At 60.0% G+C, this 26,733-nt stretch carries 26 protein-coding genes; 10 read left to right on the top strand and 16 right to left on the bottom strand.

What is annotated here, in order from left to right; all coding sequences use genetic code 11:
• Positions 1-67 precede the first annotated feature (67 nt).
• From CTATCC11996_RS03855 to CTATCC11996_RS03830, 6 genes are read right to left on the bottom strand one after another with little or no spacing between them, the layout of a single operon-like run.
• A complete protein-coding gene (locus CTATCC11996_RS03855) occupies positions 68-1,009 on the bottom strand; it encodes a siderophore ABC transporter substrate-binding protein (RefSeq protein WP_003073314.1) in 942 nt (313 codons plus the stop codon).
• On the bottom strand, positions 1,006-1,782 hold the full coding sequence (locus tag CTATCC11996_RS03850; RefSeq protein WP_034348195.1) for an iron ABC transporter ATP-binding protein: 777 nt from the start codon (positions 1,780-1,782) through the stop codon (positions 1,006-1,008). Before CTATCC11996_RS03850 ends, CTATCC11996_RS03855 begins: the two co-directional genes overlap by 4 nt.
• Positions 1,779-2,735, bottom strand: coding sequence for an iron chelate uptake ABC transporter family permease subunit (locus CTATCC11996_RS03845; RefSeq protein WP_003073311.1), 957 nt, complete (start codon positions 2,733-2,735; stop codon positions 1,779-1,781). The genes CTATCC11996_RS03850 and CTATCC11996_RS03845 overlap by 4 nt, the downstream gene beginning before the upstream one ends.
• Complete coding sequence (locus CTATCC11996_RS03840) at positions 2,735-3,676, bottom strand: ABC transporter permease (RefSeq protein WP_003073309.1); 942 nt, start codon at positions 3,674-3,676, stop codon at positions 2,735-2,737. Before CTATCC11996_RS03840 ends, CTATCC11996_RS03845 begins: the two co-directional genes overlap by 1 nt.
• On the bottom strand, positions 3,676-5,445 hold the full coding sequence (locus CTATCC11996_RS03835) for an ABC transporter ATP-binding protein (protein ID WP_003073307.1): 1,770 nt from the start codon (positions 5,443-5,445) through the stop codon (positions 3,676-3,678). The genes CTATCC11996_RS03840 and CTATCC11996_RS03835 overlap by 1 nt, the downstream gene beginning before the upstream one ends.
• Positions 5,439-7,217, bottom strand: coding sequence for an ABC transporter ATP-binding protein (locus CTATCC11996_RS03830; protein WP_034348193.1), 1,779 nt, complete (start codon positions 7,215-7,217; stop codon positions 5,439-5,441). Before CTATCC11996_RS03830 ends, CTATCC11996_RS03835 begins: the two co-directional genes overlap by 7 nt.
• 159 nt (positions 7,218-7,376) lie before the next feature.
• On the opposite strand from CTATCC11996_RS03830, the gene CTATCC11996_RS03825 reads away from it, so the two are divergent.
• The 4 genes from CTATCC11996_RS03825 (at position 7,377) to CTATCC11996_RS03810 (ending at position 10,263) form a co-directional block, all read left to right on the top strand.
• Positions 7,377-8,000 (top strand): TetR/AcrR family transcriptional regulator, encoded by a 624-nt coding sequence (locus tag CTATCC11996_RS03825; protein WP_034348191.1) that lies wholly within the window; start codon positions 7,377-7,379, stop codon positions 7,998-8,000.
• 280 nt (positions 8,001-8,280) lie between these two features.
• Positions 8,281-8,721 (top strand): hypothetical protein, encoded by a 441-nt coding sequence (locus tag CTATCC11996_RS03820; RefSeq protein WP_003073300.1) that lies wholly within the window; start codon positions 8,281-8,283, stop codon positions 8,719-8,721.
• A 403-nt stretch (positions 8,722-9,124) separates the two neighbouring features.
• Entirely contained in the window at positions 9,125-9,646 is a 522-nt protein-coding gene (locus CTATCC11996_RS03815; RefSeq protein ID WP_003073298.1) for a P-loop nucleotide/nucleoside kinase family protein, read from the top strand.
• A gap of 140 nt (positions 9,647-9,786) precedes the next feature.
• The gene (locus CTATCC11996_RS03810) at positions 9,787-10,263 is read left to right on the top strand and encodes a hypothetical protein (RefSeq protein ID WP_034348190.1); all 477 of its coding nucleotides are present in this window, start codon (positions 9,787-9,789) and stop codon (positions 10,261-10,263) included.
• A 116-nt stretch (positions 10,264-10,379) separates the two neighbouring features.
• Here CTATCC11996_RS03810 and CTATCC11996_RS03805 read toward each other — a convergent pair whose 3' ends face one another.
• The gene (locus CTATCC11996_RS03805) at positions 10,380-10,913 is read right to left on the bottom strand and encodes a DUF2938 domain-containing protein (RefSeq protein ID WP_233506499.1); all 534 of its coding nucleotides are present in this window, start codon (positions 10,911-10,913) and stop codon (positions 10,380-10,382) included.
• A gap of 38 nt (positions 10,914-10,951) precedes the next feature.
• Here CTATCC11996_RS03805 and CTATCC11996_RS24765 point away from each other — a divergent pair, with 38 nt between their 5' ends.
• Positions 10,952-11,380 (top strand): helix-turn-helix domain-containing protein, encoded by a 429-nt coding sequence (locus tag CTATCC11996_RS24765; protein ID WP_003073292.1) that lies wholly within the window; start codon positions 10,952-10,954, stop codon positions 11,378-11,380.
• 63 nt (positions 11,381-11,443) lie between these two features.
• On the opposite strand, the gene CTATCC11996_RS03800 is transcribed toward CTATCC11996_RS24765, so the two are convergent.
• The 3 genes from CTATCC11996_RS03800 to xdhC all read right to left on the bottom strand — a co-directional run bounded on the left by CTATCC11996_RS03800 (position 11,444) and on the right by xdhC (position 14,589).
• Positions 11,444-11,704: a hypothetical protein gene (locus tag CTATCC11996_RS03800; RefSeq protein ID WP_003073290.1), complete on the bottom strand. Its 261-nt coding sequence runs from the start codon at positions 11,702-11,704 to the stop codon at positions 11,444-11,446.
• A 455-nt stretch (positions 11,705-12,159) separates the two neighbouring features.
• Positions 12,160-13,467, bottom strand: coding sequence for a urate hydroxylase PuuD (locus tag CTATCC11996_RS03795; RefSeq protein WP_003073288.1), 1,308 nt, complete (start codon positions 13,465-13,467; stop codon positions 12,160-12,162).
• Between the two features lie 291 nt (positions 13,468-13,758).
• On the bottom strand, positions 13,759-14,589 hold the full coding sequence (gene xdhC, locus CTATCC11996_RS03790; RefSeq protein WP_003073286.1) for a xanthine dehydrogenase accessory protein XdhC: 831 nt from the start codon (positions 14,587-14,589) through the stop codon (positions 13,759-13,761).
• A 265-nt stretch (positions 14,590-14,854) separates the two neighbouring features.
• Between xdhC and CTATCC11996_RS03785 the strand changes: the two genes are divergently transcribed.
• The gene (locus CTATCC11996_RS03785) at positions 14,855-15,265 is read left to right on the top strand and encodes an energy transducer TonB (RefSeq protein ID WP_003073284.1); all 411 of its coding nucleotides are present in this window, start codon (positions 14,855-14,857) and stop codon (positions 15,263-15,265) included.
• Between the two features lie 83 nt (positions 15,266-15,348).
• Here CTATCC11996_RS03785 and CTATCC11996_RS03780 read toward each other — a convergent pair whose 3' ends face one another.
• A complete protein-coding gene (locus CTATCC11996_RS03780; protein WP_003073282.1) occupies positions 15,349-15,933 on the bottom strand; it encodes a BPSL1445 family SYLF domain-containing lipoprotein in 585 nt (194 codons plus the stop codon).
• A gap of 326 nt (positions 15,934-16,259) precedes the next feature.
• On the opposite strand from CTATCC11996_RS03780, the gene CTATCC11996_RS03775 reads away from it, so the two are divergent.
• Positions 16,260-16,649 (top strand): DoxX family protein, encoded by a 390-nt coding sequence (locus tag CTATCC11996_RS03775; RefSeq protein ID WP_003073280.1) that lies wholly within the window; start codon positions 16,260-16,262, stop codon positions 16,647-16,649.
• A 135-nt stretch (positions 16,650-16,784) separates the two neighbouring features.
• Here the strand turns inward: CTATCC11996_RS03775 and uraH are convergent, their stop codons facing one another.
• The gene (uraH, locus tag CTATCC11996_RS03770) at positions 16,785-17,135 is read right to left on the bottom strand and encodes a hydroxyisourate hydrolase (RefSeq protein WP_003070903.1); all 351 of its coding nucleotides are present in this window, start codon (positions 17,133-17,135) and stop codon (positions 16,785-16,787) included.
• A gap of 324 nt (positions 17,136-17,459) precedes the next feature.
• Between uraH and ggt the strand changes: the two genes are divergently transcribed.
• Positions 17,460-19,289, top strand: coding sequence for a gamma-glutamyltransferase (ggt, locus tag CTATCC11996_RS03765; RefSeq protein ID WP_003073279.1), 1,830 nt, complete (start codon positions 17,460-17,462; stop codon positions 19,287-19,289).
• Positions 19,290-19,512: 223 nt separating this feature from the next.
• On the opposite strand, the gene glxR is transcribed toward ggt, so the two are convergent.
• The 3 genes from glxR to gcl form a co-directional block, all read right to left on the bottom strand.
• The gene (glxR, locus tag CTATCC11996_RS03760; RefSeq protein ID WP_003073277.1) at positions 19,513-20,424 is read right to left on the bottom strand and encodes a 2-hydroxy-3-oxopropionate reductase; all 912 of its coding nucleotides are present in this window, start codon (positions 20,422-20,424) and stop codon (positions 19,513-19,515) included.
• Positions 20,425-20,508: 84 nt separating this feature from the next.
• Positions 20,509-21,312 (bottom strand): hydroxypyruvate isomerase, encoded by an 804-nt coding sequence (hyi, locus tag CTATCC11996_RS03755; protein WP_003073275.1) that lies wholly within the window; start codon positions 21,310-21,312, stop codon positions 20,509-20,511.
• 160 nt (positions 21,313-21,472) lie between these two features.
• Entirely contained in the window at positions 21,473-23,263 is a 1,791-nt protein-coding gene (gene gcl, locus CTATCC11996_RS03750; protein ID WP_003073273.1) for a glyoxylate carboligase, read from the bottom strand.
• A gap of 109 nt (positions 23,264-23,372) precedes the next feature.
• Here gcl and CTATCC11996_RS03745 point away from each other — a divergent pair, with 109 nt between their 5' ends.
• Positions 23,373-24,290, top strand: a complete 918-nt coding sequence (locus CTATCC11996_RS03745; protein ID WP_003052436.1) for a LysR family transcriptional regulator — start codon at positions 23,373-23,375, stop codon at positions 24,288-24,290.
• Positions 24,291-24,527: 237 nt separating this feature from the next.
• Here CTATCC11996_RS03745 and CTATCC11996_RS03740 read toward each other — a convergent pair whose 3' ends face one another.
• On the bottom strand, positions 24,528-25,880 hold the full coding sequence (locus tag CTATCC11996_RS03740; protein ID WP_003073270.1) for a glycerate kinase type-2 family protein: 1,353 nt from the start codon (positions 25,878-25,880) through the stop codon (positions 24,528-24,530).
• A gap of 212 nt (positions 25,881-26,092) precedes the next feature.
• Here CTATCC11996_RS03740 and CTATCC11996_RS03735 point away from each other — a divergent pair.
• Positions 26,093-26,733 (top strand): GntR family transcriptional regulator (locus CTATCC11996_RS03735; protein ID WP_003073266.1); only part of this gene is annotated, 641 nt, incomplete at its 3' end.

The following is a 26,733-nucleotide window of genomic DNA, read 5'->3' as shown; positions in this document are numbered from 1 at the left end:
TTTGCACCGCATGCTTAATAGAACTGCTGGCTGGGTATGAACCTGGCTACGACAAATAAAGAAGCAATCAGCGCGAATAGCCCTTGAGCACATCGCTAAACATCAGCTTCAGTGAGCTTGGGCTGGCGCCTGTGGTGTACCAGGCATCTGCATCGACAAACACCACGCGACCGTTCTTCCAGGCCTTGGTCTGGCGCAGCAAGGGATTGGCAATGCCATCGGCATTGATGACGGGGCGGCGCTCCATCACCGCAGTGCGATCCACCACATAAAGGATCTCCGGATCCGCCTGCTGGATGAATTCGCTGGAGATGGGTTGCCCATGCAGACTGGTTTCCAGCGCAGAGCTTGCGGGCTTCACGCCCAGCGCGCTGAACACGAAGCCGTAACGCGATTGCAGACCGAAAGAGCTGAAAGCTCCGTTGTTGTGCAACACGATCATGGCCCGCTCCGGCCGACCTTGCGTGATGCGCCGCACCTGTTGGACCTGTGCATCCAGCTCTGCAGCCTTGGCGCTGGCAAGCCCTTCCCTGTTGAATATGCGGCCCAGGGTCAGTAGATGGTTCTTCACGACTTCGATATGTCCCTTCTCGCTGTTCTTGAAGTCCACCTCGTAGTACAAGGCGGGGGCAATTTCAGCCAGCTCCTCGTATTTGCCGGCCTGCAGCGATGTCATCAGGATGAGATCCGGCCGCAGCGCGTGCACACGCTCCAGATTGGGCTGTACGATGGCGCCGAGATCCTGCACCCTGGCGTCGCCCTTGTACTTGGCGAGGAAATGGGGAACGTAGTCCTTCACCATTCCCGCAACGGGCACGCCAAGCTGATCGAGGAAGTCCACCTCGTTCATCTCCAGCGCAGCCACACGCTGCGGCAGACGCTTGATAAGCGTGGTGCCCAGTTTGTGACGGATGGAAATAGGCTCATAGGCGTGAGCCATGCCGGGCGCGGAGGACAAAGCCGCCATGCCGGCAGCAGAGAGCAGGAGTTGCCTGCGCAACGAATTCATGAGTGATCTTCCCTGGATGTGAAGTAATTGCAGAAACAGCCACGCTGATTGCGCGTGATCTCGAAATCCAGCTCGTACAGATCGGCCATGCGCGTCTCGGTCACCACGTCCTGAGCGGGGCCGCAAAAGCGCAGGGCTCCGTTCTTGAGAGCGACTATGTGGTCCGAGTAATTGACCGCAAAGTTGATGTCGTGAATCACCAGAATCACGGTGCGGCCCTGCTCGTCGCAGAGGCGACGCAGTGCGCGCATGATCTGTACGGCGTGCCTCATGTCGAGGTTGTTGAGTGGCTCGTCAAGCAGCAGCACATCTGTCTGCTGCGCAATCGTCATTGCGAGAAATGCCATCTGCCGCTGACCGCCACTGATTTCATCGATGAAAGCGTGACGCAGCGACTCCAAAGACAGAAAGGCGATTGCCTCATCCATGGCTCGGCGATCCTGAACAGTCAGCGCGCCACGGCTATGCGGGAAACGTCCAAAAGCGACCAGCTCTTCCACCGTCAGGCGCATATTGAAGCCGGGGGCCTGACGCAGCGTGGCAACATGCCGTGCGTATTCGGCAACGGGAATTCGGCTGACGTCACGTGCCTGCCACTGAATCGCACCGCTGCTGGGCTCCAGCAAGCGTGCCATCAGCATGAGCAGCGTGGACTTCCCCGCACCATTGGGTCCGATCAGCGATGTGACGCGCTGAGCAGGAAACTCCACGCTCACGTCTGACAACACCGTCCTGCCGCCATATTGTTTGGAAAGATGGTTGACACCCATCATGCTGCACCCCGTTTGCGCACAATCAGTGCCAGGAAATACACACCGCACACCAGATTCACCAGAATGCTGACGGTGGTCTTGTAGTTGAAAACATGCTCAACCAGCAGTTGAGCGGCAAGAAAAATGGCAATGGCAACCGCACACCCCAGCGGCAGCGTGACGCGGTGGCGTGCATTCGGCACCAGGGCGTAGACGATGTTGGCCACAAAGATGCCCATGAAGGCCGTGGGTCCCACAAGGCTGGTGGACAGCGCCACCAAAATGGCGATCAGCGCCAGGTAGAGCTGCAAATACCGGCCATGCGGCACGCCCAGAGAAATGGCCTGCTCACGCCCCAGAGCCAGCACATCCAGCACCGCCAACGTCTTGCGGACCACGGCACAGGCAACCGCCACCGCAATGCCGGCATAGAGCAAAGTCTGCGGCTTGGCACGATTGAAAGATGTGTAGCTCACGCCCTGAAACACTGCGAACTCGCCGGGGCTGATGCGCAGTTGTACAAACTGGGTGAACGTGCCAATCACCATGGTCAGCACCAGACCGAGCAGCAGCAACACATAGACATCATTGCGGCCGCGGCGCAACAGCCACCATTGAAGTGCCCATGAATAGGTCAGCATCAGCAGCACGGAGACGAGGAAGTTCCCGTGTACGCCAAGCATGCTCAAGCCATGTGTACCCAGCAGCAACAGCAGCATGGCCTGCCACAGCAGATACACAGCCTCGTAACCCATGATGGAGGGCGTCAGAATGCGGTTGTTCACCAGCGCCTGAAACACTATGGCCGACACAGCCACGCAGATGCCGCCAATGACAATCGATGCAAGGCGTACAAGGCGCTTGGGGATCACATAATCCGTATCCAGTCCGGAGCCCAGCAGCACAAAAGCAAGCACCAGTAGTGCAATCGACAGCGCTGCAAACCAGCAGGTCTTGGTCAACGACATGTGCATCAGCGAAGTCCCCGCACAATCAGCGCCAGGAACATCACACCGCCCACCGCACCGGCAGTAAGGCCGATAGGCACCTCGAACGGGTACATCACCAGGCGGCCTGCAATGTCGCAGACCAGCAGCAGGGATGCACCTCCCAAAGCCACCAGTGGCAATGTGCGTCGCAAGTTCTCACCACAGCGCATGGCAACCAGCTGGGGCACGACAAGGCCCACAAAAGGAATCGCCCCCACCGCAATCACCGTGGCTGAAATCGTCAATGCCACCAGCACCAAACCGATGATGGCCGTGGCTGCATAACCCAGGCCCAGACTCGTGGCCATGTCTTCGCCCATGCCAAGCACAGTGAAGCGGTGCGCATACAGATAGGCCAGTATCACCACCGGAAAAATGAGGTAGAGAATCTCGTAATGGCCTTGCACCACGCGGGAAAAATCACCCAGCAACCAGCCCTGCATGCTTTGCAGGATGTTGTGGCTGTATGCATAGAACTCGGCAATGGAGGTGAGCACGCTGCCGTACATCAGACCGACGACGGGCACCAGCACCAGATTGCGAAACTGGATGCGCCGGATCACGGCAATGAACAGCAGACTTGCCATCAGGCAGAACACCAGCGCAAACAGCATCCGGCTCAAGGTTCCCGCAGCAGGCATCACGGTCAGCGCCACCAAGATACCGAGCTTGGCCGCATCCAGCCCTCCTGTGGTGCCCGGCTCCACAAACTTGTTGCGCACGATGTGCTGCAGGATCACGCCGCACACCGACAGACCCGCCCCCGTAAGCACCAGCGCCGCCAAACGCGGCAAGCGGCTTGCAGTCAGGGTGAGCCAGGCATCGCCGGAGAATGAAAGCAGATCCGACCACACCATCTGCCGCGCCCCCAGCAGAACGGACACCACGCACAGCACAGCAAACACCAGCAACCAACGCTTGCGCATCACACGGCATCCCCGGACATCTGCACGGCGTCCATGCGCCAGCCTTTGGCAGCGCGGCTCTGCGCAAGCAACTGGGCATAGCGCCCCTGCCTTGCCTTCAACTGCGCAGGTGATCCGCTCTCTACCACACCGCCGCCTTCCAGCACCACAATCTGATCGGCCATGGCAATGGTGGAGAGCTGGTGTGCGATCACGATGAGCGTGCGCTGCCCCTTCAGCCGTGCAAGTGTTTGAGCGATGATGGACTGGTTCTCTGCGTCCAGCGCAGCAGTGGCTTCATCCACCAGCAGGATGGGGGACTCCTTGATCAAGGCCCGGGCAATCGCTATGCGCTGTCGTTCGCCTCCGGAAAGACGTGCTCCGTTTTCGCCCACCATCGTCAGCACCCCGTCTGGCAATCGCGCAATGACTTCATCAAGCCCGGCCTGATGCGCAGCTTGCAGAACTTGCGCGTCGCTGGCGTCCGATTTGCCAATGCGGATGTTGTCGGCAATGCTGCCGCCAAGCAGATAGCTATCCTGAAAGATCTGGCTGATTTGCCCGGCCAGTTGCGCATCGCCAATGTCACGGACATCCACGCCTGCGATCAAGACCTCGCCCTGCGTGGCATCAAAGAAACGGGCGATCAGTCGCATCACCGTGGACTTGCCGGAACCAGATGCACCTATCAGCGCCGTCATGCTGCGCGGCGGCACATGCAAGCTCACACCGTGCAGCACTTCATTTGCAGACCCGGGATATTGAAACCGCACATCACGCAACTCCACGGAAGAATCGCCGACAAGAGCTGCCTGCTTCGGTTGCGGCAGCGGCTGCACGGCAAATAGCTCCTGCACTGCTTGCAGCTGCGAGCCTGCACTCCTAAGCACTTCTGCGTAGCCGGCGATTTCCTGCAAGGGCTCGATAAAACGCACCACAAGCAATAACGCAACCGTCAAGGCAATGATTTGCGCTGTGGACAAAGAGCCACCGGATGCTGCGTTCAAACCGGATATCGCGACCACCAGCAGCACGGCAAAGATCAGCTGCACGGTCCATACACAGAATACGGAGGACAGCGATGACAACACCACCAGCTGCAGTCCGGATTGACGTTGCTCGGTGATGGCCTGCTCCACAAAGCGTGTGCTGCGGCCATCTCCGCTGAACGCGCGCAGCACGGATTGGGCCTGCGCAAACTCCACCACACGCTGACTGGCTTGGGCAAAGTCACGCTGGAAAGCGGCATTGGCGCGCGCCGACATCGACGAGGTCAATGCGAACGATCCTGCAAGCAATGGCAGCGCAATCAGCGCAGTGAGCCCCAGGACCGGACTCACAACCAGCAATGCCACCAACACGATCACGGCCGTGGCCGCACCACTGATGAGCGGAGTGAAAACATGCGCTGGCAATTGCGCGATGCCCATCATCCCCTGCGTCACCACATGGCCGATGCGCGCGGTATTTTTGGGCGTATACCAGCCTATAGGCAGGCTCGCCATATGGAGGCCCAGGCGATGGCGTCCGCTTTGCAGAACCGCCACGCCGACACGGATGCCCGCCTGCTCCACTACACGTCTGGCCATCCATGACAGCAGCACGCCCAGCAGCAGCACGCAAAGCCAGCCCATGGCTGCACGCCAGTCACCTTGCAACCAATGCGTCAGCAGCGGTTGCAACGCCGCCATCGTCAGACCACACAGCACACCGTAGGCCACAGCCATCCATGCATAACGGCGCAGCAGGCGTGCATCATCACCCAGCAACTTCAAAAAGGTCTTCAACATGTCAGCTCACTCTTTGGCATCGGGCTGGCATACGCACCAAGCTGCCATAGCCGCGCATAGAGACCGTCTTCAGCCAGCAGTTGCGCATGTCTGCCTTGCTCGGCAATCTCTCCCTCGCGCAGCACCAGAATGCGATCCGCATGCACGATGGTGTCGAGCCGGTGTGCAATCACCAGCAAGGTGCGCCCGCGTGCAAAGCGCGAAAGTGCGTCCTGAATGAAGGCTTCGCTTTCCACATCTGCAGATGCGGTAGCTTCATCCAGCACGAGAATGGGCGGATCCAGCAGCACTGCCCGGGCAATGCTCAGGCGCTGGCGCTCACCACCGGAGAGCTGCGCATCTTCGCCAACCACGGAGTCGTAGCCACGCGGCAACGCCAGAATGCGATCGTGGATGTGGGCTGCGCGGGCTGCGGCCTCGATTTCCTCAATAGTGGCCGATGGACGAGCCAGTGCAATGTTCTCGCGCACACTGGCGTGAATCAGCTGCACTTCCTGCAGTACAAAGCCAATGCGTTGATACAGGGTTGTGCTGGTGATCTGCCGCAAATCGACTCCACCCAGGGTGATGCGCCCTTCTGAGGGATCGAAAAACCGCAACAGCAAACGTGCCAGCGTGGATTTCCCGGAACCCGAAGGGCCGACCACGGCCGTGACGGTGCCGGGCTGCATGTCGAAGCTGATGCCGGACAGCACCTGATGCTCTGCCGCATACGCATAACCCACTTGCTCGAAACGCACTGCATTGCCTTCAGGATTCGATGGCAGCCCCGGCGCCGGTTGCGGCAGCACCGGAGTGTCCAGCAATGCCAGCACGCGCTGGGCCGCACCGGTAGCACCTTGCAGGTCATGCAGCAAGGTATGCAAAAGCAAAAGTGGCGCACAAATACCAGGCGCGACAAGTGCGAACGGCAATACATCAAGAGGCTGCATCCAGCCCATGGCGACAAACGCAGCGCCAAAAGCCAGCACCACACCCAGTACGGTCACAGGCGCAATCAATGCATGCGCACGAGCCATGGAGATCACCAGCGGGCGAGTGAAATCCGTAAAGGCACTGGCAAATCCATCCACGGCATCTCTGTAACCGGCGTGGACCGGACTCGCTCCACCAAAGGCCTTGATGACCGGAATCCCGCCCGCGAACTCCACCGTAGCGCTGTTGATCCGCCCCAGCCGTGCAACGAACTCCTGCATGTGCGCATTGCTGGCTTTCATTGCGCGCTGGAGAAAAACGAAGAATCCGGGAAATGGCAGAAGCGCAAAGATCGCCATGCGCCAATCCAGCACAAACAGATAAATCACTGCAATCACAATCGCCCCGGCCGCACGCCCCACGGCGGTATAGAAATGCGCCGTCAAGCTGTGCAACGTCGCGATATCGTCCTGCAGCGCCTGCTTGACCTCCCCCGAAGCGCGGGCCGTAAACCAGCCCAGAGGCACTTGCGATAGCCGCTTGATTACAGCAATGCGCAGATCGTGAGTGAGGCGGTTGTCTGCCAGATGCGCGATCAGCTCGGCGACGATCACCAAACCCATGCCCACGAACATGCACAGCACTCCGACAGCGATGCTGACCCATATGCCACCCAAGTCATCAAGCAAGGCCTGCTTGACGATATGCGCGATGACCGCCAGTGGCACCAGCGTGAACATGGTGCCAACCGCAGCGCTCAGACCGGCAAGCATCAAGCGCCCGCGAACAGGCGCGAATATCCGAGCGATCGGCTGCGCGGGTCCGGCAGCAACTGCAAGCGATTCAGAGGTAGACATTCAATATGGAAGAAGGCTATCTCTCGCAAAGATGCGAACGAGAAGCTAGATGCGAATTAGTTGCATGATGATAAACTAATTCAAAACAATTCAAGCAATAGGTCTACGACAAGTAATGTGAATCACCGACAATCTCGCCCAAAGACTGAGAACAAGCGTATGCCCCACACATCCAAGCCCTCGACTCGTGGGAGACCACGCTCCATCACCAGAGAGAAAATTGCAGACGCCGGAATTTCCATCGGCCTTCCAGGCATTACGTTTGTCGGCGTTGCCGCTGCACTGGGCGTCAGCCACATGGCGCTCTACAAGCATGTGCCAAGCCTGGAAGCACTCAAGCACCTGATTGCAGAGGAAATCTTCAAGCGCTGGGAGTTGCCGCAGGCAACAAGCCCGCAGCAGATCGGGCTAGAGCAATACCTCATGGGGTTCACTGCGTCCACACGCCAGTTCGTAAAAGCGCACCCCGGCGTCACTCCCTTCGTGATTCGCCGCCTGGCGGCCACACCGGCCATGCTGGAGAAGATCAGCGCCCATCAGGCCCATATTGCACAGGCCTACGGCATCACCAAGGAACAATCACGCTGGCTGCTCTCCACCGTGACCTTCTTTTGCATCTCTGCAGCCGACACGGTGTATGCCGCAGCCCGCCTGGAGCCGCTTGAGGAAGCAGACTGGCAGCTGCAAGAGACAGAAATGGAGGCAGAACTGATTGAAGGAACTCAAGCCTTGATAGCAGGAGCCCTGCGGCTACTCGAAAGCAGGCCAGACCCCAAGACTTAACCGCTTTCTCGGAACGATATGAGCACTTGAATCCACAGCTGAGAGCTGACGTAGGGCTTCAACACCGAATATCGGCGGCGATCAACAGCTGAACTTGATGGACTCTGGCTGTACTCTCCAAGAATCGGCATTCAAGGATTTCCGCAGCCCTTGTCGGAGAGCACCCCGACCCGGCCCCTTGACGACGATTCACCGTGCCTTGAGGCAAAATCCGGATGATCGGGGCAAGCCTGGCGTCAGGTCTGCCGGGAAGCCCACCTTGAAGAATGGAACAGCATCAATGGCACTGACGAAGAAGGGCGAGTTCTGGTACGGAACGACGTCCGGCGACACCCAAGCCGAACTGCGCAGCTACAGCGTTGCAAATCGCCATGAGGCCGTCCGGTTTGCCTCGTCCAAATGCAATTGCGGGTGCCGGACTTTTGCGCTGCAAACCGATGAAGAAGCCGGCGTGGCAATCCGCACCTGCACCGACTGCGGGCAGAAACACCTGATGGGCGACAGCGCGGACTACGTTGACGAGGCCGCCCCCGAGGCGCACGAGTGCGTGTGCGAGAACGAGGTGTTCGAGCTGGTGTCCGGCGTCTCCGTGTACGAGGGCACACATGACGTGCGCTGGTACTACATCGCTTGCCACTGCGTGGAATGCAATCTGGTTGGGGTCTTCGCAGACTGGAAGTGTGAAGCGGGTGATGCGGCGGCCTTCCTCGCCAAGGTATGAGCGTGCGCCCCGCAGAGATCCTGCTCTGCAGGCTCGAGCAGCCGAGGAGTGTCATGAGGTGGTTGGTGGACTTGGCTGAGCCGATAACAGCTTCATGCCACGCACCATGAACTCCGTCCCTGCATGCGAATGATTGCAATCACTGCACAGCAGACACTGCCGGTGACAGCTCAATTGACGGCAGGGGGTCGCATGCCGCCGCTCAAATTGGCCAAGAGTAGCTGCTTCAGATCGAGCTTTGCGCGCGTCTTCTGCTAGCATGCTCCCATGGCTCGAAATGTTACCAAGCGAATTATTGCCATCTTCAAATTGAAGGTGGGATAGCTCGCGACCATGTAGCCATGCAACCCACCCTGGAGGTGGGTTTTCTGTCTCCGGGGCACCGTTAAAAGGAGATGGAAGAATGGACTTCACTCATGCTGGACAAGCTTTTGCCATCCAGTCCAGGATCGGCTTGCTTCACCTCATCAGCGGAAAGATTGCTGCGGGCAAATCCACACTTGCCAGACAACTCGCATCCAATCCGCAGACCGTGCTCATTAGTGAGGATGGTTGGTTGGCTCAGCTCTATCCTGACGAGCTTCGCTCCGTCACAGACTACGTAAGGCTATCGAGCCGCCTGCGATTAGCCATGGAGATGCATGTCGTTGACCTTCTCAAGTCAGGAACCTCCGTAGTGCTGGACTTCCCTTTCAATACTCTCAGCGCGAGGGCGTGGGGACGCCGAATTTTTGAAAATGCGGGAGCATCCCACTACTTGCATTTCCTCAATGTGTCGGACGAAGAATGCAAACAGCGGTTGCGTCTTCGGAATTCGTCTGGAGATCATCCATTTCAGGCAACGGATGAGCAGTTTGAGCAGATCACAAAACACTTTGTTGAGCCATCGCCTCAGGAAGGTTTCAACCTAGTAATGCATCACTAAAGTATCTCGGTGAACGGCCGCGCCGGGTCGGTCGGCGACAGTCGCAGATCGGCCAAGAGCGGTCATTCAGACCTTCCTACTAAGCTCATACAGCATTAGGCGAACTAAGCTTACCTGCTGCATGTCTTCAAAATTTAGTTATGTCGCACAGAGAGTTTCCCACGAGCGTTACGCAAGGAACGATCTGCTCATACTTTTGGGCTGGAGTCGCTGTTGGCGTGTTGCCGCTTCAAAGAAGCAAGGATTGGGCCTTTTCTATCATTGAAGCGTTAGACGAGCCCCCCTTTGAGGTCATTGAGATTGCAATTGCCAATGATCACAACAGCGCCATGGATGCGCTCCAAGCCGCAGCCCACGGTGGAGATCAGCAGGCTGCGGGCAGGCTCCTCTTGGCCGACATACTTGTCCAACTCAAGGCTGGGGACGTAACCGTAGAAGAGGCGACTCTCGCTGCCATGCGTGTAGCTCAAACAACTAGCCTTCCCGACGATGTCTACTATCAATTTAACGTGCTCGATGATGAGCTTCAGTTGGCTTTCAACGGAACGTACGGCAATCCAGCGGAGATCACGCTGGAGGTGCTCAAGGCCCTTGAGGAGCACGCGGATGCAACATAACAATTCATTCAAGCCGAAGCCGCTTCGCGGCTCAGCTTAATTCAGGCATTAGTGCATGACCGCTCTGGGGCGCGAGCAGCCCTCGGTGGCTGGCTGCTACCGCCTAGAAGCAGTCGTTAAAGTGCCATGAAGGCTCTGGCGCAAAGGTATAGGCTGGCTCCAAAAACCAGATGCGTCGCCAGACTCACTACGCGGCTGAGCCATGGACGAGGTGTTTTCGCACTTGCGAATCCAGCCCCTAGCGCTGGTTGCAAGACGGTCCACGGGAAAAGCACTGTCGCCACGCCAAAAATCAGCGCTGGAGCCAAGGCAGGCACTTCTATCCACTGGCGCCCTGTAACGAGCACAAATACCTGCGCGAAAGCAATTCCTGTCAGATAGTGCAGCGTCCAGCCAACGACATTTTCGCCGCCCATTGGTTGAGCCTCTTTGACTGACTTGTGAAACCAGATACCGTTGCGCCAGTGAAGGCACCAGCGTCCAAGCATTGCGTAGTTCAAGGTGGCTATTCCCATGCGACGGAGCACGGCAGACCACAAGTCCATCAGTAATGTTGCGCCAACGCCAAGACCAAAAATCAGCGTCCAACCGTTTGTCAGCGTAGTCATTTTTTCGTATTGCTTCTGGTGATTTACAGTGATGTGAACCACTGTAAAAGCTCAAGTGCACTTGAGCGCAAGACCTGAATATGGACATCACAGAAGTAGCAAAACGAACAGGACTATCTGCACCAACACTTCGTTTCTATGAAGAGAAAGGGTTGATCCGCTCTATCGGGAGACATGGTCAGCGGCGACTGTTTGATGCTCAAGTTCTAGAGCACTTATCGGTCATCGCTCTCGGACGGGCAGCAGGGTTCTCACTCGACGAAATTAGAGCAATGTTGCCTCTTGATGGGAACATTCAGGTACCTAGAGAAATGTTGCTCGCCAAGGCCGATCTAGTAGAGAGATCCATCAAGCAATTAAAGGCAGTGCGTGACGGCTTACGACATGCAGCCAACTGCCCCGAGAAAAACCATCTTGATTGCCCAACGTTTCAACGGCTAATGCATGCGGCCTTGGCAGGGAAAATTCAGCCACTTACAGTTGCAGCCAGTAAGGGCAAGTCAACTTGAATACCTACTTTGGGCCGAACAGCGACAGCCGCCACCGGCCAGAAGCAGCCGTACAGGTAACGCTCAGCCCTTTGCTAGACCCAGAGCCTCACTCAGCCCCCGAAGGAAAGTGGACTGCTGCCCGGAAGACTTCGCAGCAAGGGTTTCAAACTGCAAACACAGCGAAGACTTGGTTTCTTCATCTGCCATCTGCAGAGTTGCAGCCAATTGCTCCATTGCTTGAATTGCTGCATCAGGTGAGAGCACATCTTCTCCTGAGAACTCAAGAAATAGGGCGTACTCAGCAATAGCTTGTACAACATATTTATTGGTTTCTTGATTCATTCGGACCTTCTGCCAAAGCCTGTTTATACGCTATTGCTAGGACCGCTATGGGTCGAAAGCACCGGTTCGATGCAGGCAAAAAAGGGCACCTGGAATTCGTGACAGTCCAGTGACTGCTTTGAGCTTTAAAGCAGACCTCCATGGCAGTCGCGCTCAAATGACTGCTTTGGGCACTGGCAGTCATAGGCATCTTTGAGTTGAGCGACTGCATACGGCCTCAGGGGTGTTCTCGGATTTATTCACGGGGGGTCCCACGCTTGCGCTACGCTCGTGAATCCAGCCCATTGAATCTTCAATAGAAAAAGCGCTCACAACGAGCGCTTTTTCTATTAGGGAAGGGAGTTGACGACTTTGATGCCGCGCCCCCTCCAGGAAAGCCGCATGGATGCCAGGTCGATGTTTACGACTTTAGTTTCCAGTTGACGACTTTGATTACCCAGAACAACAGCTGATGATCAGTTCACGGCAGCGCCGGACTCGTACCAGGTCTTGATCAGGTTGCGCTCGTCCTCGGACAGTGCGCCAGGATTGCCAAAAGGCATTTTCTTCAGCTGAACCACCTGCTGGTAGATCTGCTGGGCGTGCGACTTCACTGCTTCGGGGGAGTCCAGACGGACCGCCTTTTGCTGGATGGCAGTGCCGTGGCACACCACACAATGCTGCTGGAAGATGGCATTGACCTTGGCAAAGCCTTCGCCACCAGCAGCGGCCGGTGCTGCGGCTGCCGGTGCTGCGCCTTCAGCGGCGGGAGCCGCTGGCTCGGCAGTGGCAGCGGGTGCTGCAGGAGCTGGAGCGGCAGGCGCTGCAGCAACAGGAGCGGTTGCAGCCACAGGAGCAGGCTTGAGCCAGACAAACACGGCCAGCAGAGCAGCTACGCCGACAGCAGCGTAAGGCCAGGGGTGGCTGTTGCGACCGAGCTTGTAGCCATGGCGCATCACGAAGAACTGGCGAATGGCAGCGCCGGCAAACATCATGCCGATCAGCACCAGCCAGTTCAGCTTGTGGCTGTACAACCAGCCATAGTGATTGGACAGCATGGCGAACAGCACGGGCAGCGTGAAATACGTGTTGTGCACGCTGCGCTGCTTGGCACGTTGGCCGTGACGAGGGTCCACAGGCTCACCAGCCTTGAGCGAAGCCACCACCTTGCGCTGGCCAGGGATGATCCAGAAGAACACGTTGGCGCTCATGGACGTCGCGATCATCGCGCCCATCAGCAGGAAGGCTGCCTGGCCGGGGAAGATGTGGCAGGCCAGGTAGGCGGCGATACACACCAGGACCAGAACCATGGCACCGACGGTGGCGTCGCCATTCTTCTTCTGGCCGAAGGTGCGGCAGATGAAGTCATACAGCAGCCAGAAGACCACCAGGAAGCCCAGAGCCGAAGCCACAGCGGCGCCGGTGCTCATGGCATTGGGGTCGCCGGGAGTGACCAGATAGATATTGGCGTTCCAGAGGTAGGAGACCGTCAGCAGGGCAAAACCGGACAGCCACGTGGTGTAGCTTTCCCAGTAGAACCAGTGCAGGTGATCCGGCATCTTGGGAGGAGACACATTGAACTTGACGGGGTGGTAGAAACCGCCACCGTGCACAGCCCAGAGTTCGCCGTTAACGCCCTGCTTTTTCAGGTCGTCATCCACGGGCGGCGTCAAGCTGCTGTCCAGGAACACAAAGTAGAAGGAGGAACCGACCCAGGCGATCGCGGTAATGACGTGGAGCCACCGCAACAGCAGGCCGGCCCAGTCGAGAATGTAGCTTTCCATAGCTCTCAACCTTGGCAGCGTGGGGCTGCCGAACAACCTGCTCACCACTGCGGGCGCTCTGAGCAGAAGAAAAGGCCGCGCTCCCGGACGTTACACACGGGGCACCGCTGCGACCATTCTGTCGACCGAAAGTGTATGCAATTTTTGCTGCCACAACTCTCGAATCAGGGATAAACCATCCTAGAGATTTCCCTAATACAAGAGCGATATGCAAGGATCGGGCCTGATTTTTAGGGCAGGTAACAGCATGTTTACGGCAACACGCCCCAGATCAGGGCATTCATTGCACCATCAGCTCGCAGACAAGCGCTGCAGAAGCTGTGCAGCCACCGCCACAGCGATCACCTCGGGCTCCTTGCCGGTAATTCCCGGCACGCCGATCGGGCAGGTGATGTGAGCCAGCTCTGCATCGCTGAACCCTCGACTGCGCAGGCGGCTGCTGAAACTGGCCCATTTGGTCTTGCTGCCAATCAACCCCACAAAAGGCAGATCTCCTCGCTCACGCTGGCGCAGCAGGCATTGCCCCACAACCTCCAGGTCTTCGGCATGGCTGAAGCTCATGATGAGCACCTGCGACTGCGGCGGCAGCTGTGCCACCGCAGCCTGCACCGGATCGGAATGCTCGCACTGCACACCTATCTGCTCTTCCACGGGAAAGACTGCATCGCGGCTGTCCACCCAGACCACGCGGTACGGCAAGCTGCGCAAGATGCGCACCAGCGCATGCCCCACATGGCCCGCGCCGAACAAGGCCACACACTGCGACGGCTCGGGCATCAAGGCTCGCAGACGTTGGGCATCGCGGGCATCAAACCATGCAAAGTGCAGCTCCAAGGCACCGCCGCAGCATTGGCCCAGACTGGGGCCAAGCGCATACCGCTGGATATGCTCGCGCAAGGCTGAGGGGTCTGCGTCCCACTGCGCCAGCAACTGGCGAGCCTGGGCAATGGCCTGCCACTCCAGATGACCACCACCGATCGTCCCCATCACCTCATCGGCAAACACAGCCATCCAGGCCCCCTCCTCACGGGGAACGGAGCCACGAGTGGCATGTACCTGCACCCAGCACAGCGGCTGCTGCGCCAGACGGTTCAAGATTCCTTGCTGTGTTTCACTCCACATGACCGAACGCCGATTGCTTTGATGACCGATGTTCATGCATTTTGCGAGTCGCAATAGACAGACAAGCGTATGAGCACATTAATCGGATGCATATCTGAACCGGATTTGACGAGTCGTTGCAGATTTTTCACGAGGAGGCGTCAGAATTGCGCCCCCAGGCAGCTGCCTCCGTCCATTTGCGGCTACGCTTGGCGGCATGTCTGAAACCCACGACCCCACCCGCGCCACACCAGCCCGCCGTCCCCTGAAGTGGCTGCGGACCGGGATGATGGCTGCCGTTGCAGCGGTGCTGACCGCCTGTCAGATCGCACCTCAAAGCCCATCCATCGGTACGACGCCTGCCGACAAGGCCAGCCCCGGCTATCGCAAGCAGGCTGCCCAGCATCTATATGAACGCAACTCCGGCCGCATCTACCAGGGCATGCTGCCGCCCATGCTGTATGCGATCGGCGTGCTCCAAGTTCAGCTTGACGGCCAGGGCCGCGTGAAAAACCTGCACTGGATGCGCAAGCCAAGCCATGCCCCCGAAGTGGTGGCCGAGATCGAGCGAGCCGTGCGCTCCGCTGCCCCCTTCCCTGCTGCGGGCCGCAGCGTGACCTATACCGACACCTGGCTGTGGGACAAGTCGGGACGCTTCCAGCTCGACACCCTGACCGAAGGTCAGCTGGGCCAGTAAAAGCTCACAGCGATGCAGCGAGCTGCATCGGACAACAAAAAACCGGCCAAGGCCGGTTTTTGTTGCGACAAGCCAGGCGAGGCTTATTCGACCACCTTGGTGATCTTGGTGCCCTGCAGCGATACGCCCGCTTCCAGACCCGCGTTGGTCAGCACATAGCTGGTGACCGGAGCCTGGGCGGTCGTGGTGTCCACGCTGCCGTTGGCACCGATCTTGCCTGCGGCCACGGTGGCATCAGCCCCCACGGACCAGCCGTCGCTCTTGAGGAACTTGTCCAGAGCTTCCTGTGTGTTGAACACATAGATCACAGCCTTGGACTGACCGCCAGCTTGCCATCCGATAGAGGCCGCTGTCGTGCTGTAGAAACCACGGTTGTGACCGCCCACGCGCAGCACGCCGCGGCCATGCTCGACCCCCACCACAAAGCTGCCGCCAATCACCGACGGGAAGATCAGCACACCCTTGGCGCGTTGCACCATCTCCTTGGATCCTGGTGCGGTCTGGTACAGGCGCTCCAGAGCTGCATTGGCACGGGTATTGACCGTTGTGGAATCGGCACGGGGAGCCGATGCCGTGTCAGGCTTGGTCGTGGTGCAGGCCGTCATGGTCATGGCACCGGCAGCCAGTGCAGCAGCCATCGCAACAGAACGCAGAGAAATTTGACGCATACCTATATCCTTTCATGGGATGAATGTGTAGACACATTTCAGAGGTAGAAGGTCCTGCAGTCCGACATTGAGTCGCTTTTGCACATCCCCCCGATGCAAAGCTGTCAGAAACAGGGTTGGCACGATGCTAGTGCGCAGCGTTGCCGATAAAACTCAGCGGTTACAGCTTGCGCCATTGGCCTACAGAAGGCAAGCGCAGTTGTCGAAAAAGACCTACAACATGAACACAAGACAACACTTGGCCCCATCCATAGGCAATCAGACGAATTGTCCGAAACAGGCGCTAGCATTGTTGATATAAGCATCGCGCGGACGACAGGAAATTCATGAAGTTCTGGAATTACTTTCACCACCCCAAGGCAGCTCTGGTTGTGCTGCGTGTCACCCTGGCCTTGCTCATGCTGCTGCACGGCTGGGCCAAGATTCGTTATGGCATAGGCAGCATCGAGGCGAAGATCGAGAGTCTGGGTGCACCGGGATTTCTGGCGTATGCGGTCTATCTGGGCGAAGTGGTCGCGCCTTTGCTGTTGCTGGTGGGCCTGTGGGTGGTACCCGCCGCACTGGTGATCGCGGTGAATATGGTGGTGGCATTTGCGCTGATGCACACCCGGCAGATTCTGATGCTCAACAGTACCGGCGGCTGGGCGCTGGAGCTGCAGGCCTTTTATTTCGTGAGCGCCCTGGTCGTGGCAATGGCTTATTCCAAGGGCAAATAGGTCTTAAAAAACAGGAGCGGCTTGCGCCTGTCATCTCTTGGTTTCAATGCCTTTTAATGCTGAAACCTTGAAATGACGTGCGCAAGCCGCTCTTGTTTTTGCCATGTCTCCCTGGTCGAGAGACTCACGTCCCGCTCAGGAGCCGCGATAAGTGGAGTAGCTCCAGGGGCTGACCAGCAAAGGCACGTGGTAGTGCTGCTCCACATTGGCCACGCCGAAGTCCAGGCTCACCTTGTTCAGAAAGCTGGGTTCCGGCAGCTGCACGCCACGGGCCTTGAAGTAGGCCGCAACATCGAAGGTCAGGCGGTAGGTGCCGACCTTGAGCGTGTTGTTGTCGAACAGCGGCGCATCGGTGCGGCCGTCATGATTGAGCACCAAGCTCTTGATCAGCGTGGCCTTGTCGCCTTCGGTGGAAAACAGCTCGACAGCCATGCCTGCGGCGGGGCAGCCATTCATGGTGTCGAGAACGTGGGTGCTCAGGCCCATGGAAATCTCCTCACAGGCAGTTTGCCACTGCCCTTGGTTGTATCAAACACACGACTTACGCAAAACGGGTTCAGGCAGGACGACGCCCCAGAAGGCAGGCCGTTGTTGCATTCCTGTTTGCGCAAGCCCTGAAACATCTATGCCATCACAAAGCCTCCCCGCGCGTGAGCGCAGCGCTTTGATCGCTAAAGTGTATACAGTTTCTGTACTCCATCAAAGGCTTTTCTGCCTTGACTTTCAGGCACATAGCCAGCTCTGCCCGGTTGGCGTCTTTTTCAGCCTCTATACACTGGCCCGATTCATCAAGCGAACAGGAGACAACGCATGCAATTGCGCACCACCGCCCTGGCAGCCAGCCTGCTCATCGCTCTGGCCGGCCTGAGCGCCTGCAGCAGCACGGCCACGCTAGAGCCCGCCAGCAACGAACGCGCGGCCATCCGTAGCGATGCCACTGATCAGGCGGCAGCGCCTGCCGTCGTCCAGACCGCAGCCGCCCATGCAGCCGCTGCCGCCTATGACTTCGAGCTGGATGTCTTTCACCCCGTCATCGCCAAGAACGGCATGGTAGCCTCGGAGCAGGAGCTGGCCACGCAGATCGGCGTGGACATTCTCAAGGCGGGCGGCAATGCCGTCGATGCCGCCGTGGCCGTAGGCTTTGCGCTGGCCGTGGCCCTGCCCAATGCCGGCAATATCGGCGGCGGCGGCTTCATGATGGTGCACGACGCCAGGAGCGGCAAGGACATTGCACTGGACTTCCGCGAAGTGGCCCCCAGGGGTGCGTCACGCAATATGTATCTGGATGCCGGCGGCAAGGTCGTCGACGGGAAATCGCTCTACACCCACTACGCCGTGGGTGTGCCCGGCACCGTGGCAGGCATGACGCATGCGCTGTCGCGCTGGGGCAGCATGCCTCTGGCCAGGGTCATGGCTCCGGCGATTGCGCTGGCGGACAAGGGCTATCCTGTCAGCGTCACCCTGGCCAAGACTCTGGATCAGGAAAAAAAGAACATGGGCCGCTGGCCCGCCACCCAGGCCGTTTTCTGGAAGAACGGCGCGCCGCTGCAAACCGGCCAGAGGCTGGTGCAAAAGGATCTGGCGCAGTCCCTGCGCCTGATCAGCCAGCAAGGCGCCAAGGCCTTCTATCAGGGAGCAATCGCGCAGAAGATCGTGGCGGAGATGGCGCCGCACGCCAATGCCCTCAGCCTGCAGGACCTGCGCGACTACAAGGTGGCCGAGCGCGAACCCATACGCGGCAGCTACCGTGGCTACCAGATCGTGACCATGCCTCCGCCCTCCTCGGGCGGCGCGCATCTGATTCAGATCCTGAACATGATGGAGCGCTGGCCCATGAATCAATGGGGTGCCGACAGCGCGCAAAGCGTGCACTACATGACCGAGGCCATGAAGCTCGCCTATGCCGATCGCTCGGAGTATCTGGGCGACCCGGACTTCGTGAAGATTCCGCTCAAGGGACTGATCTCCAAGAGCTATGCCAGCGAGCTGGCCGCAAGCATCAAGCCCCAGCAGGCCAGGCCCGCCAAGGACATCCGGCCCGGCAGGCCCCAGCCTTATGAAAGCGACCAGACCACCCATTACTCCGTGGTGGACAAGGCCGGCAATGCGGTGGCCGTGACCTACACGCTGAACACCAATTTCGGCAGCGGCATCGTCGCCAGGGGCACGGGGATCTTGCTCAACAACGAGATGGACGATTTCTCGGCCAAGCCCGGCGTGGCCAATGCCTATGGCCTGGTGGGCGGCGATGCGAATGCCGTGCAGGCTGGCAAGCGGCCGCTGTCATCGATGACACCGACCCTGGTGCTCAAGGACGGCAAGCCGGTTCTGGTCACCGGCAGTCCGGGCGGAGCGCGCATCATCACCACGGTGCTGCAACAGGTCGTCAATCACATCGACTTCGGCATGAACCCGGCAGAAGCGGCAGCCACCCCGCGCTTTCACCACCAGTGGACGCCTGACGAGCTGCGCGTTGAAAAGGGCTTCAGCCCCGATACGCTGGCCCTGCTCAGGCAATGGGGCCACAAGGTGGCACTGAAGGCATCCATGGGCCGCACGCAGACCATCGAGATCCGTGACGGCCTGCTGCGCGGTGCCTCGGACCCGCGCAACCCTGACGGAAAGACCATGGGGTACTGACGCTGAACAAAAAAAGCCGCGCTCCCCCGAGCGCGGCTTTCACTTGAGGCGGCTGCTGGCCGTACGCGTGGCCAGTGGCCGCCCTCCCCACCTTAGTTCTCAGAGCCTCCCACACAACCCTTGATACGTCGTGGCGAAGCCTTGCCGTACTTCTGTACTGCCTGCGGCTTCGCGCCTCGTCTCAACCGCAAACCTTCGGTTTGCCGGGTCGTGTTCGTCGCTCTTATTCAGCCTTCTGACCGATTTCGAAGTTGGCCTGGATTTCCAGGGCACGCACCATGCCGGAATGATCCCAGCCCGCGCCGCCGTGGGCCACGCAGCTGTTGAACAGTTCCTGTGCCTGAGCAGTGTTGGGCAGAGACACGCCCAGCTGACGTGCGCTGGACAGGGCCAGGTTCAGGTCCTTCTGGTGCAGGGCAATGCGGAAGCCAGGGTCGAAAGTGCGCTTGATCATGCGTTCGGCATGCACTTCCAGGATCTTGGAAGAGGCAAAGCCGCCCAGCAGGGCTTCACGCACGCGGGCAGGATCTGCACCGGCGCGCGATGCAAACAGCAGGGCTTCGGCCACGGCTTCGATGTTCAGCGCCACGATGATCTGGTTGGCCACCTTGGCTGTCTGGCCGTCGCCGTTGCCGCCCACCAGGGTGATGTTCTTGCCCATCTTGTCGAACAGGGGCTTGACGCGCTCGAAAGCGGCATCGGGGCCGCCGACCATGATGGACAGGGTGCCGTTCTTGGCACCGACTTCACCGCCGGAGACGGGAGCGTCCAGGTACTGGGCGCCAGCAGCTTCGATGCGCTTGGCGAAGTCCTTGGTGGCCACGGGCGAGATGGAGGACATGTCGACCACGATCTTGCCGGAGCTGCCCTTGAGGCCAGCTGCCACGCCGTCTTCACCGAACAGCACCTTCTCCACGTCGGGAGTGTCGGGCACCATGATGAAGATGATGTCGGCACGCTCGGCCACACCGCGAGCGGTGGTGCACTGGGTGGCGCTGGTTTCGGCGATGTTGGCAGGCACCTTGCCCACGGTGTTGACGAACAGCTGGTGGCCGGCCGCAATCAGGTGGCCGCACATGGGCGCACCCATGATGCCCAGACCGATAAAGCCCAGCTTGAGAGACGATGCGTTCATGGTTGTACTCCTCAGTTTTCTTGATACTCAAATTCGATGGCCGATGGCGCTTTGCGAGCAGGCGCCACAGGCCTTTTCATCCATTCAGGCAGCCACTGCGACCTTGCTCCAGCCGCCGATCTTCTGCAGCCAGCCCAGACCGGACTCGGTGCCGTTGGCGGGCTTGTATTCGCAGCCGACCCAGCCGTCGTAGCCGATGCGATCCAGGTGTGCGAACAGGAAGGGGTAGTTGATCTCGCCCGTGCCCGGTTCGTTACGACCAGGGTTGTCGGCCAGCTGGATGTGACCGATGCGGCCCAGCTGCTTTTGCATGGTGGCAGCCAGCTCGCCTTCCACGCGCTGGGCGTGGTAGATGTCGTACTGCACAAAGGCGTTGGGCGCACCCACTTCGTCCAGGATGGACAGCGCTTCATCCGTGCGGTTCAGGTAGAAGCCGGGGATGTCGAAGGGGTTGATCGGCTCGATGAGCAGGCGGATGTTGGCGGCGCTCAGGGCGGCAGCGGCAAAGCGCAGGTTTTCCACGAAAGTGCGGCGCACCACGGCAGCGTCAACACCAGCAGGAACCTTGCCGGCCAGGCAGTTGAGCTGGGGCACACCCAGGGCGTGGGCATAGGTCACGGCCTTGGCCACGCCAGCGCGGAACTCATCCACGCGCTTGGGGTCGCAGGCAATGCCGCGCTCGCCCGCGTCCCAGTCACCAGCGGGCAGGTTGTGCAGAACAATCTTCAGGCCGGTGGCGTCCAGACGCTCCTTGATTTCTTCCACGGTATGAGCGTAGGGGAAGAGAAATTCCACGGCTTCAAAGCCTGCGTTTGCGGCACGCTCAAAACGCTCGAGGAAAGGCACCTCGGTGAACAACATGCTCAGGTTGGCTGCAAAACGGGGCATGATAAAAGTCTCCGGTAATCGTTAATAGTGGGGCTGGCGGACGCCCAGCAAGGGCCTGAGCCGGCCGCGCCGCCCCGCAGCGAAGGCGTCGTCCCCCTCCCGCAGAGAGGGGGAAGCGGCGGGGCCGCCTAGGCACAGCCGCTCAGGGTGAGTTTTCCTATCAGTCCAGCAGGGCCAGTGCGCTGGGCGCGTCGGCCTTTTCGGTTGCCAGGTCTTCGAACTCGACCACGTTGTCGATTTCGGCGCCCATGGAGATGTTGGTCACACGCTCCAGGATGCACTCGATCACCACAGGGGTCTTGTGCTCGGCCATCCAGGCTTCGGCCTGCTGCATGGCGGGGGCAAAGTCTTCGGCGCGATGAACGCGAATCGCCTTGCAACCCAGACCTTCAACGACCTTAACATGGTCAACGCCGTAGCCGCGGGTCGCATCACCCTCATCCATGTTGATATTGTCGAACGCCAATTGCACGCAATAGTCGATCGAGAAAGCGCGCTGTGCCTGGCGGATCAGACCCAGATAGCTGTTGTTCACCAGCACGTGAACATAGGGCAGCTTGAACTGAGCGCCCACGGCCAGCTCTTCGATCATGAACTGGAAGTCGTAGTCGCCGGACAGCGCCACGATCTTGCGCTGGGGGTCAGCCACGCGCACGCCCAGGGCGGCAGGAGTGGTCCAGCCCAGAGGGCCGGCCTGGCCGCAGTTGATCCAGTTGCGGGGCTTGTACACGTGCAGGAACTGGGCACCGGCGATCTGCGACAGACCGATGGTGGACACATAGGTGGTGTCGCGATCCAGGGTGCGGTTCATGCACTGGTAGACGCGCTGGGGCTTCATCGGCACGTTGTCGAAGTTGGTCTTGCGCAGGTACTCGACGCTGTTCTTGCGACCCTGGCACTCGGCCACCCAGGCCTTGCGGCACTTGAGCTTGCCGGCAGCCTTCCACTCCTTGGCAACGGCAACGAATTGCTCCAGAGCGGCCTTGGCGTCGGAGACGATGCCGTAGTCAGGCGCGAACACGCGGCCGATCTGCGTGGGCTCGATGTCCACGTGGATGAACTTGCGGCCCTTGGTGTAGACCTCGACCGAGCCGGTGTGGCGGTTGGCCCAGCGGTTGCCGATACCGAACACGAAGTCCGAAGCCAGCATGTTGGCGTTGCCGTAACGGTGGCTGGTCTGCAGACCGCACATGCCGACCATCAGGGGGTGATCGTCGGGGATGGTACCCCAGCCCATCAGGGTGGGGATCACGGGCACGTTCAGGATCTCGGCCAGCTCGACCATCAGATCGGAAGCATCGGCGTTGATCACACCGCCGCCGGAGACCAGCAGGGGACGCTCGGATTCGTTGAGCATCTCGATGGCCTTCTCGGCCTGCTTGCGCGAAGCGGCTGGCTTGTAGGCGGCCAGGGGCTCATAGGTGTCGATATCGAATTCGATCTCGGCCAGCTGCACGTCGATGGGCAGGTCGATCAGCACGGGGCCTGGGCGGCCGGAGCGCATCAGGTGGAAGGCCTGCTGGAAGGCACGCGGCACCTGGGCGGGTTCCAGCACGGTAGTGGCCCACTTGGTCACGGGCTTGGCGATGGAGGCGATGTCCACGGCCTGGAAATCTTCCTTGTGCAGACGCGAGCGGGGAGCCTGGCCGGTGATGCACAGGATTGGAATGGAGTCGGCGCTGGCCGAATACAGACCGGTGATCATGTCGGTGCCGGCGGGGCCGCTGGTGCCGATACACACGCCGATATTGCCGGCCACAGCACGGGTGTAGCCTTCGGCCATGTGGCTGGCGCCTTCAACGTGACGGGCCAGAATGTGACCGATGCCGCCGTGGTTCTTCATTGCAGCGTACAGCGGGTTGATGGCCGCGCCGGGCACACCAAACGTCACGGTTACACCTTCTTTTTCGAGCACCAGGACTGCGGCGTCGATTGCTTTCATTTTGGCCATGAGGGTCTCCTAAAAACTTGGTTGAACTTTAGTCAAGACCTTTGCTTGCTGGAAGCCGCTCTCAGACCATAAAATTTATTCCACCCAAGAATAAATAGGAGACAGATCCATGGACAGACTCGACGCAATGCACATGTTTGTGCGCGTGGTGGAGACCGGCAGCTTCACCAAGGTCGCACAGGAATTCGCCACCACCCAGCCCACCGTGACCAAGCAGGTCGCGGCCATGGAGGCGCGCCTCAAGGTGCGCCTGCTCAACCGCAACACGCGCGGCGTGAGCCTGACCGAAGCCGGCGCGCTGTACTACGAAAAGTGCAAGATCATCGTCAGCGACGTGGCCGAGGCGGAGAACGTGGTCAAGGTGCGCCAGACCCAGGTCCAGGGTCAGCTGCGCATCGGCAGCTCGGTGGCCTTCGGGCGCCGTGTACTCATTCCGCTGGCCATGGATTTCATGAAGCACAACCCACAGGTGCAGGTCGATCTGAGCTTCGAGGACCGCTACACCGATCTGGTGGCCAACGGCATCGACGTGGCGCTGCGCCTGGGCAAGCTGGCCGACTCCTCGCTGGGCGCGCGCATGCTGGGCGTCAACCCCTGGGTGCTGGTAGCGTCCAACACCTATCTGCGCAAGCACGGCACGCCGCGCCGTCCCTCGGATCTCAAGGAGCATTCCACGCTGATCTACAGCAGCGTGCAGGGCAACGATATCTGGCGCCTGCGCAATGCCAGCGGCGAGCCGGTGTCGATTCCCGTCACCGGACGGCTGCGCTCCAACAATCTCTCGGCCCTGCTGGCCGCGGCCCGCTCGCACATGGGCATTGCGGCCCTGCCGCGCTACGTGGCCCAGGACTCGCTCAAGGACGGCCGCGTGGTGGAAGTGCTCAAGACCTGCCGCCTGCCCGAGCAGGAAATCCACGCCGTCTACCCCTCGCCGCGCCTGGTGCCGCAGAAGGTGCAGTCCTTCATCGCCTTCCTTCAGGGCAAATTTGACGATGCCTGGTGGGAGGATCTGCCAAGAGGGGGCTAGCTCCCTCTGAGGCGCTTCGCGCCTTCCCCCCTCTCTGTACGCGCTGCGCGCTAACGGAGGGGGACTGCTCCTCGCCGCGAGGCGGCTCTTGCTCGGAGCACTGGGATGGGTAGCGCCAGCTTTACACCGCAGCTATATAAAAAATAGCAGCTACCGCTTGATGAGCGGCAGCTGCAGATATTTTTCTATTTGAAACCATTGAATAGCCTACGCAAGCAGCTATTCAATTTGATGGTTTCAAAGAATCAGAATTGCGCGGAAGTCGTTCACATTGGTGTGGGTGGGGCCGGTGATGACCAGGTCACCCAGCGCTTCAAAGTAGCCATAGGCATCGTTGCGGTCCAGGTGATCGCTGATGCGCAGGCTCAGCTCTGCCGCGCGCCTGAGCGTGCAGGGCGAGACACGGGCTCCCGCGTTGTCCTCGACACCGTCGATGCCGTCGGTATCGGCGGCCAGCGCCCAGACCTTTTCCTGACCCTGCAGGGCCTGGACCAGACCCAGGCAGAACTCGCCGGCACGCCCGCCGCGCCCCTTGGCGGCACCGGGCTGACGCGGACGGATGGTCACCGTGGTCTCGCCCCCCGAGAGAATCACGCAGGGCCTGGCAAAAGGCTGATCATGCCTGGCCACGGCACGCGCCAGCGCCGCATGGACCTTGCCCACCTCGCGCGACTCGCCTTCCATCTCGTCGGACAGCACATGCACGGCAATGCCTGCCGCGCGGGCGGCGGCTGCCGCCGCTTCCAGCGACTGCTGCGGCGTGGCGATCAGATGCACCTCATGGCCTTCGAAGCGGGCATCGCCGGGCTTGGGCGTCTCCAGCTCGCCGGCTTGCAGCGCAGCGCGCACGGACTCGGGAATGCCGATCTGGTAGCGGTCCAGGATGGCCAGTGCGTCGGCACAGGTCGACGCGTCCGGCACCGTGGGTCCGCTGGCGATCACAGAAGGATCGTCGCCGGGCACATCGCTGATGGTCAGCGTCACCACCTTGGCAGGATGGCAGGCAGCGGCCAGACGACCGCCCTTGATGCGCGAGAGGTGCTTGCGCACGCAGTTCATCTCGCCAATCGCCGCGCCGCTTTCCAGCAGCGCCTTGTTGATGCGCTGCTTCTCGGCCAGGTCGATGCCTTCGGCAGGAAGCGTCAGCAGGGAGGAGCCGCCGCCCGAGATCAGGCAGATCACCAGATCGTCGGCCGTCAGCCCCTCGGTCAGCGCCAGAATGCGCTCGGCCGCAGCCAGACCGGCCGCGTCCGGCACCGGGTGGGCGGCTTCCACCACCTCCAGGCGCTGGGCCAGCCCTTCGGGGCGTGGGGGAATATGCGCATAGCGCGTCACGACCAGGCCCGACAGAGGGGCATCCTGCGGCCACAGAGCTTCCAGCGCCTGCGCCATGGAGCCGCCGGCCTTGCCGGCACCCAGCACCAGCGTGCGGCCCTTGGGCGGCTTGGGCAGATGACGCGCCAGACCCTCGATGGGCAGGGCATTGCGCACCGCCACGTCATACAGATGACGCAGAAAGCCAGCCGGGTCTTGCTGGGGAACAGGCGTTGCCGCGGCCTGCGCGCGCGAGGATGTATTCTGTGCTTGCATAGCTGCGCATTGTGCATTCGGGCTTTTTTCCCTTACAGAGGGCCCCCAGTCACAACACTGCTGATCTTTGCAATACCAATGTTGCAAGCCCTTGCTCCCATTGGGTTTGCGCGCTTGCGCACAGCTTTCTGCGCCTGAACATCGATACAAACACCATGTTTGGTGAACAGAAACTGTATACAAAACTTGTCTTCAACCGCTATGATGGATTTATGGAAACTTCCACCACCAGTTTCATTGTCGAAAGCCTGACCAAGGCCATCGTCGAGCATCGCCTGATGCCCGGCACCAAGCTGGCCGAGCAAAAGTTGGCCGACCACTTTGGAGTTTCCCGCACCCTGGTGCGCCAGGCCCTGTTTCAGCTTTCGCAAAACCGTCTCATCCGGCTCGAGCCCGCCCGCGGCGCCTTTGTGGCCACGCCTTCTGTGGACGAGGCACGCCAGGTGTTTGCCGTGCGCCGCATGCTCGAGGCCGAGATGGTGCGCAGCTTTGTCAAGCAAAGCAGCGCCGCCAAGATTCGCGCCCTCAAGCAGCATGTGGCTGCCGAGAAGAAGGCCATGGAAGCCAATGACGTGGGCCAGCGCACCGAGCTGCTGGGCGACTTCCACGTGCGCATGGCCGAACTCATGGGCAACGAGGTGCTGGCTCAGCTGCTGGGCGAGCTGATTTCCCGCTGCGCATTGATCACCCTGATGTACCAGTCTGCATCGGCGGCCGAGCATTCGCACGAAGAACATGCCGACATCGTGACCGCGCTGGCTGCGGGCGATGCCGAACATGCGGTGCAGCTGATGCAGCTGCACCTGGACCACGTGGAAGCAGGCCTGACCTTCGACCGCGATTTGCCAACGAA

Source organism: Comamonas testosteroni ATCC 11996 (assembly GCF_000241525.1).
Classification (GTDB): Bacteria; Pseudomonadota; Gammaproteobacteria; order Burkholderiales; family Burkholderiaceae_C; genus Comamonas; species Comamonas testosteroni.
This window is presented reverse-complemented; position numbering and strand designations above follow the sequence as displayed.

Bases quoted from the DNA above. Each gene is read 5' to 3' on its own strand.
- CTATCC11996_RS03855 (WP_003073314.1), bottom strand. From the start codon at position 1,009: ATGAATTCGTTGCGCAGGCAACTCCTGCTCTCTGCTGCCGGCATGGCG.
- CTATCC11996_RS03850 (WP_034348195.1), bottom strand. From the start codon at position 1,782: ATGATGGGTGTCAACCATCTTTCCAAACAATATGGCGGCAGGACGGTG.
- CTATCC11996_RS03845 (WP_003073311.1), bottom strand. From the start codon at position 2,735: ATGCACATGTCGTTGACCAAGACCTGCTGGTTTGCAGCGCTGTCGATT.
- CTATCC11996_RS03840 (WP_003073309.1), bottom strand. From the start codon at position 3,676: ATGCGCAAGCGTTGGTTGCTGGTGTTTGCTGTGCTGTGCGTGGTGTCC.
- CTATCC11996_RS03835 (WP_003073307.1), bottom strand. From the start codon at position 5,445: ATGTTGAAGACCTTTTTGAAGTTGCTGGGTGATGATGCACGCCTGCTG.
- CTATCC11996_RS03830 (WP_034348193.1), bottom strand. From the start codon at position 7,217: ATGTCTACCTCTGAATCGCTTGCAGTTGCTGCCGGACCCGCGCAGCCG.
- CTATCC11996_RS03825 (WP_034348191.1), top strand. From the start codon at position 7,377: ATGCCCCACACATCCAAGCCCTCGACTCGTGGGAGACCACGCTCCATC.
- CTATCC11996_RS03820 (WP_003073300.1), top strand. From the start codon at position 8,281: ATGGCACTGACGAAGAAGGGCGAGTTCTGGTACGGAACGACGTCCGGC.
- CTATCC11996_RS03815 (WP_003073298.1), top strand. From the start codon at position 9,125: ATGGACTTCACTCATGCTGGACAAGCTTTTGCCATCCAGTCCAGGATC.
- CTATCC11996_RS03810 (WP_034348190.1), top strand. From the start codon at position 9,787: ATGTCGCACAGAGAGTTTCCCACGAGCGTTACGCAAGGAACGATCTGC.
- CTATCC11996_RS24765 (WP_003073292.1), top strand. From the start codon at position 10,952: ATGGACATCACAGAAGTAGCAAAACGAACAGGACTATCTGCACCAACA.
- CTATCC11996_RS03800 (WP_003073290.1), bottom strand. From the start codon at position 11,704: ATGAATCAAGAAACCAATAAATATGTTGTACAAGCTATTGCTGAGTAC.
- CTATCC11996_RS03795 (WP_003073288.1), bottom strand. From the start codon at position 13,467: ATGGAAAGCTACATTCTCGACTGGGCCGGCCTGCTGTTGCGGTGGCTC.
- xdhC (WP_003073286.1), bottom strand. From the start codon at position 14,589: ATGTGGAGTGAAACACAGCAAGGAATCTTGAACCGTCTGGCGCAGCAG.
- CTATCC11996_RS03785 (WP_003073284.1), top strand. From the start codon at position 14,855: ATGATGGCTGCCGTTGCAGCGGTGCTGACCGCCTGTCAGATCGCACCT.
- CTATCC11996_RS03780 (WP_003073282.1), bottom strand. From the start codon at position 15,933: ATGCGTCAAATTTCTCTGCGTTCTGTTGCGATGGCTGCTGCACTGGCT.
- CTATCC11996_RS03775 (WP_003073280.1), top strand. From the start codon at position 16,260: ATGAAGTTCTGGAATTACTTTCACCACCCCAAGGCAGCTCTGGTTGTG.
- uraH (WP_003070903.1), bottom strand. From the start codon at position 17,135: ATGGGCCTGAGCACCCACGTTCTCGACACCATGAATGGCTGCCCCGCC.
- ggt (WP_003073279.1), top strand. From the start codon at position 17,460: ATGCAATTGCGCACCACCGCCCTGGCAGCCAGCCTGCTCATCGCTCTG.
- glxR (WP_003073277.1), bottom strand. From the start codon at position 20,424: ATGAACGCATCGTCTCTCAAGCTGGGCTTTATCGGTCTGGGCATCATG.
- hyi (WP_003073275.1), bottom strand. From the start codon at position 21,312: ATGCCCCGTTTTGCAGCCAACCTGAGCATGTTGTTCACCGAGGTGCCT.
- gcl (WP_003073273.1), bottom strand. From the start codon at position 23,263: ATGGCCAAAATGAAAGCAATCGACGCCGCAGTCCTGGTGCTCGAAAAA.
- CTATCC11996_RS03745 (WP_003052436.1), top strand. From the start codon at position 23,373: ATGGACAGACTCGACGCAATGCACATGTTTGTGCGCGTGGTGGAGACC.
- CTATCC11996_RS03740 (WP_003073270.1), bottom strand. From the start codon at position 25,880: ATGCAAGCACAGAATACATCCTCGCGCGCGCAGGCCGCGGCAACGCCT.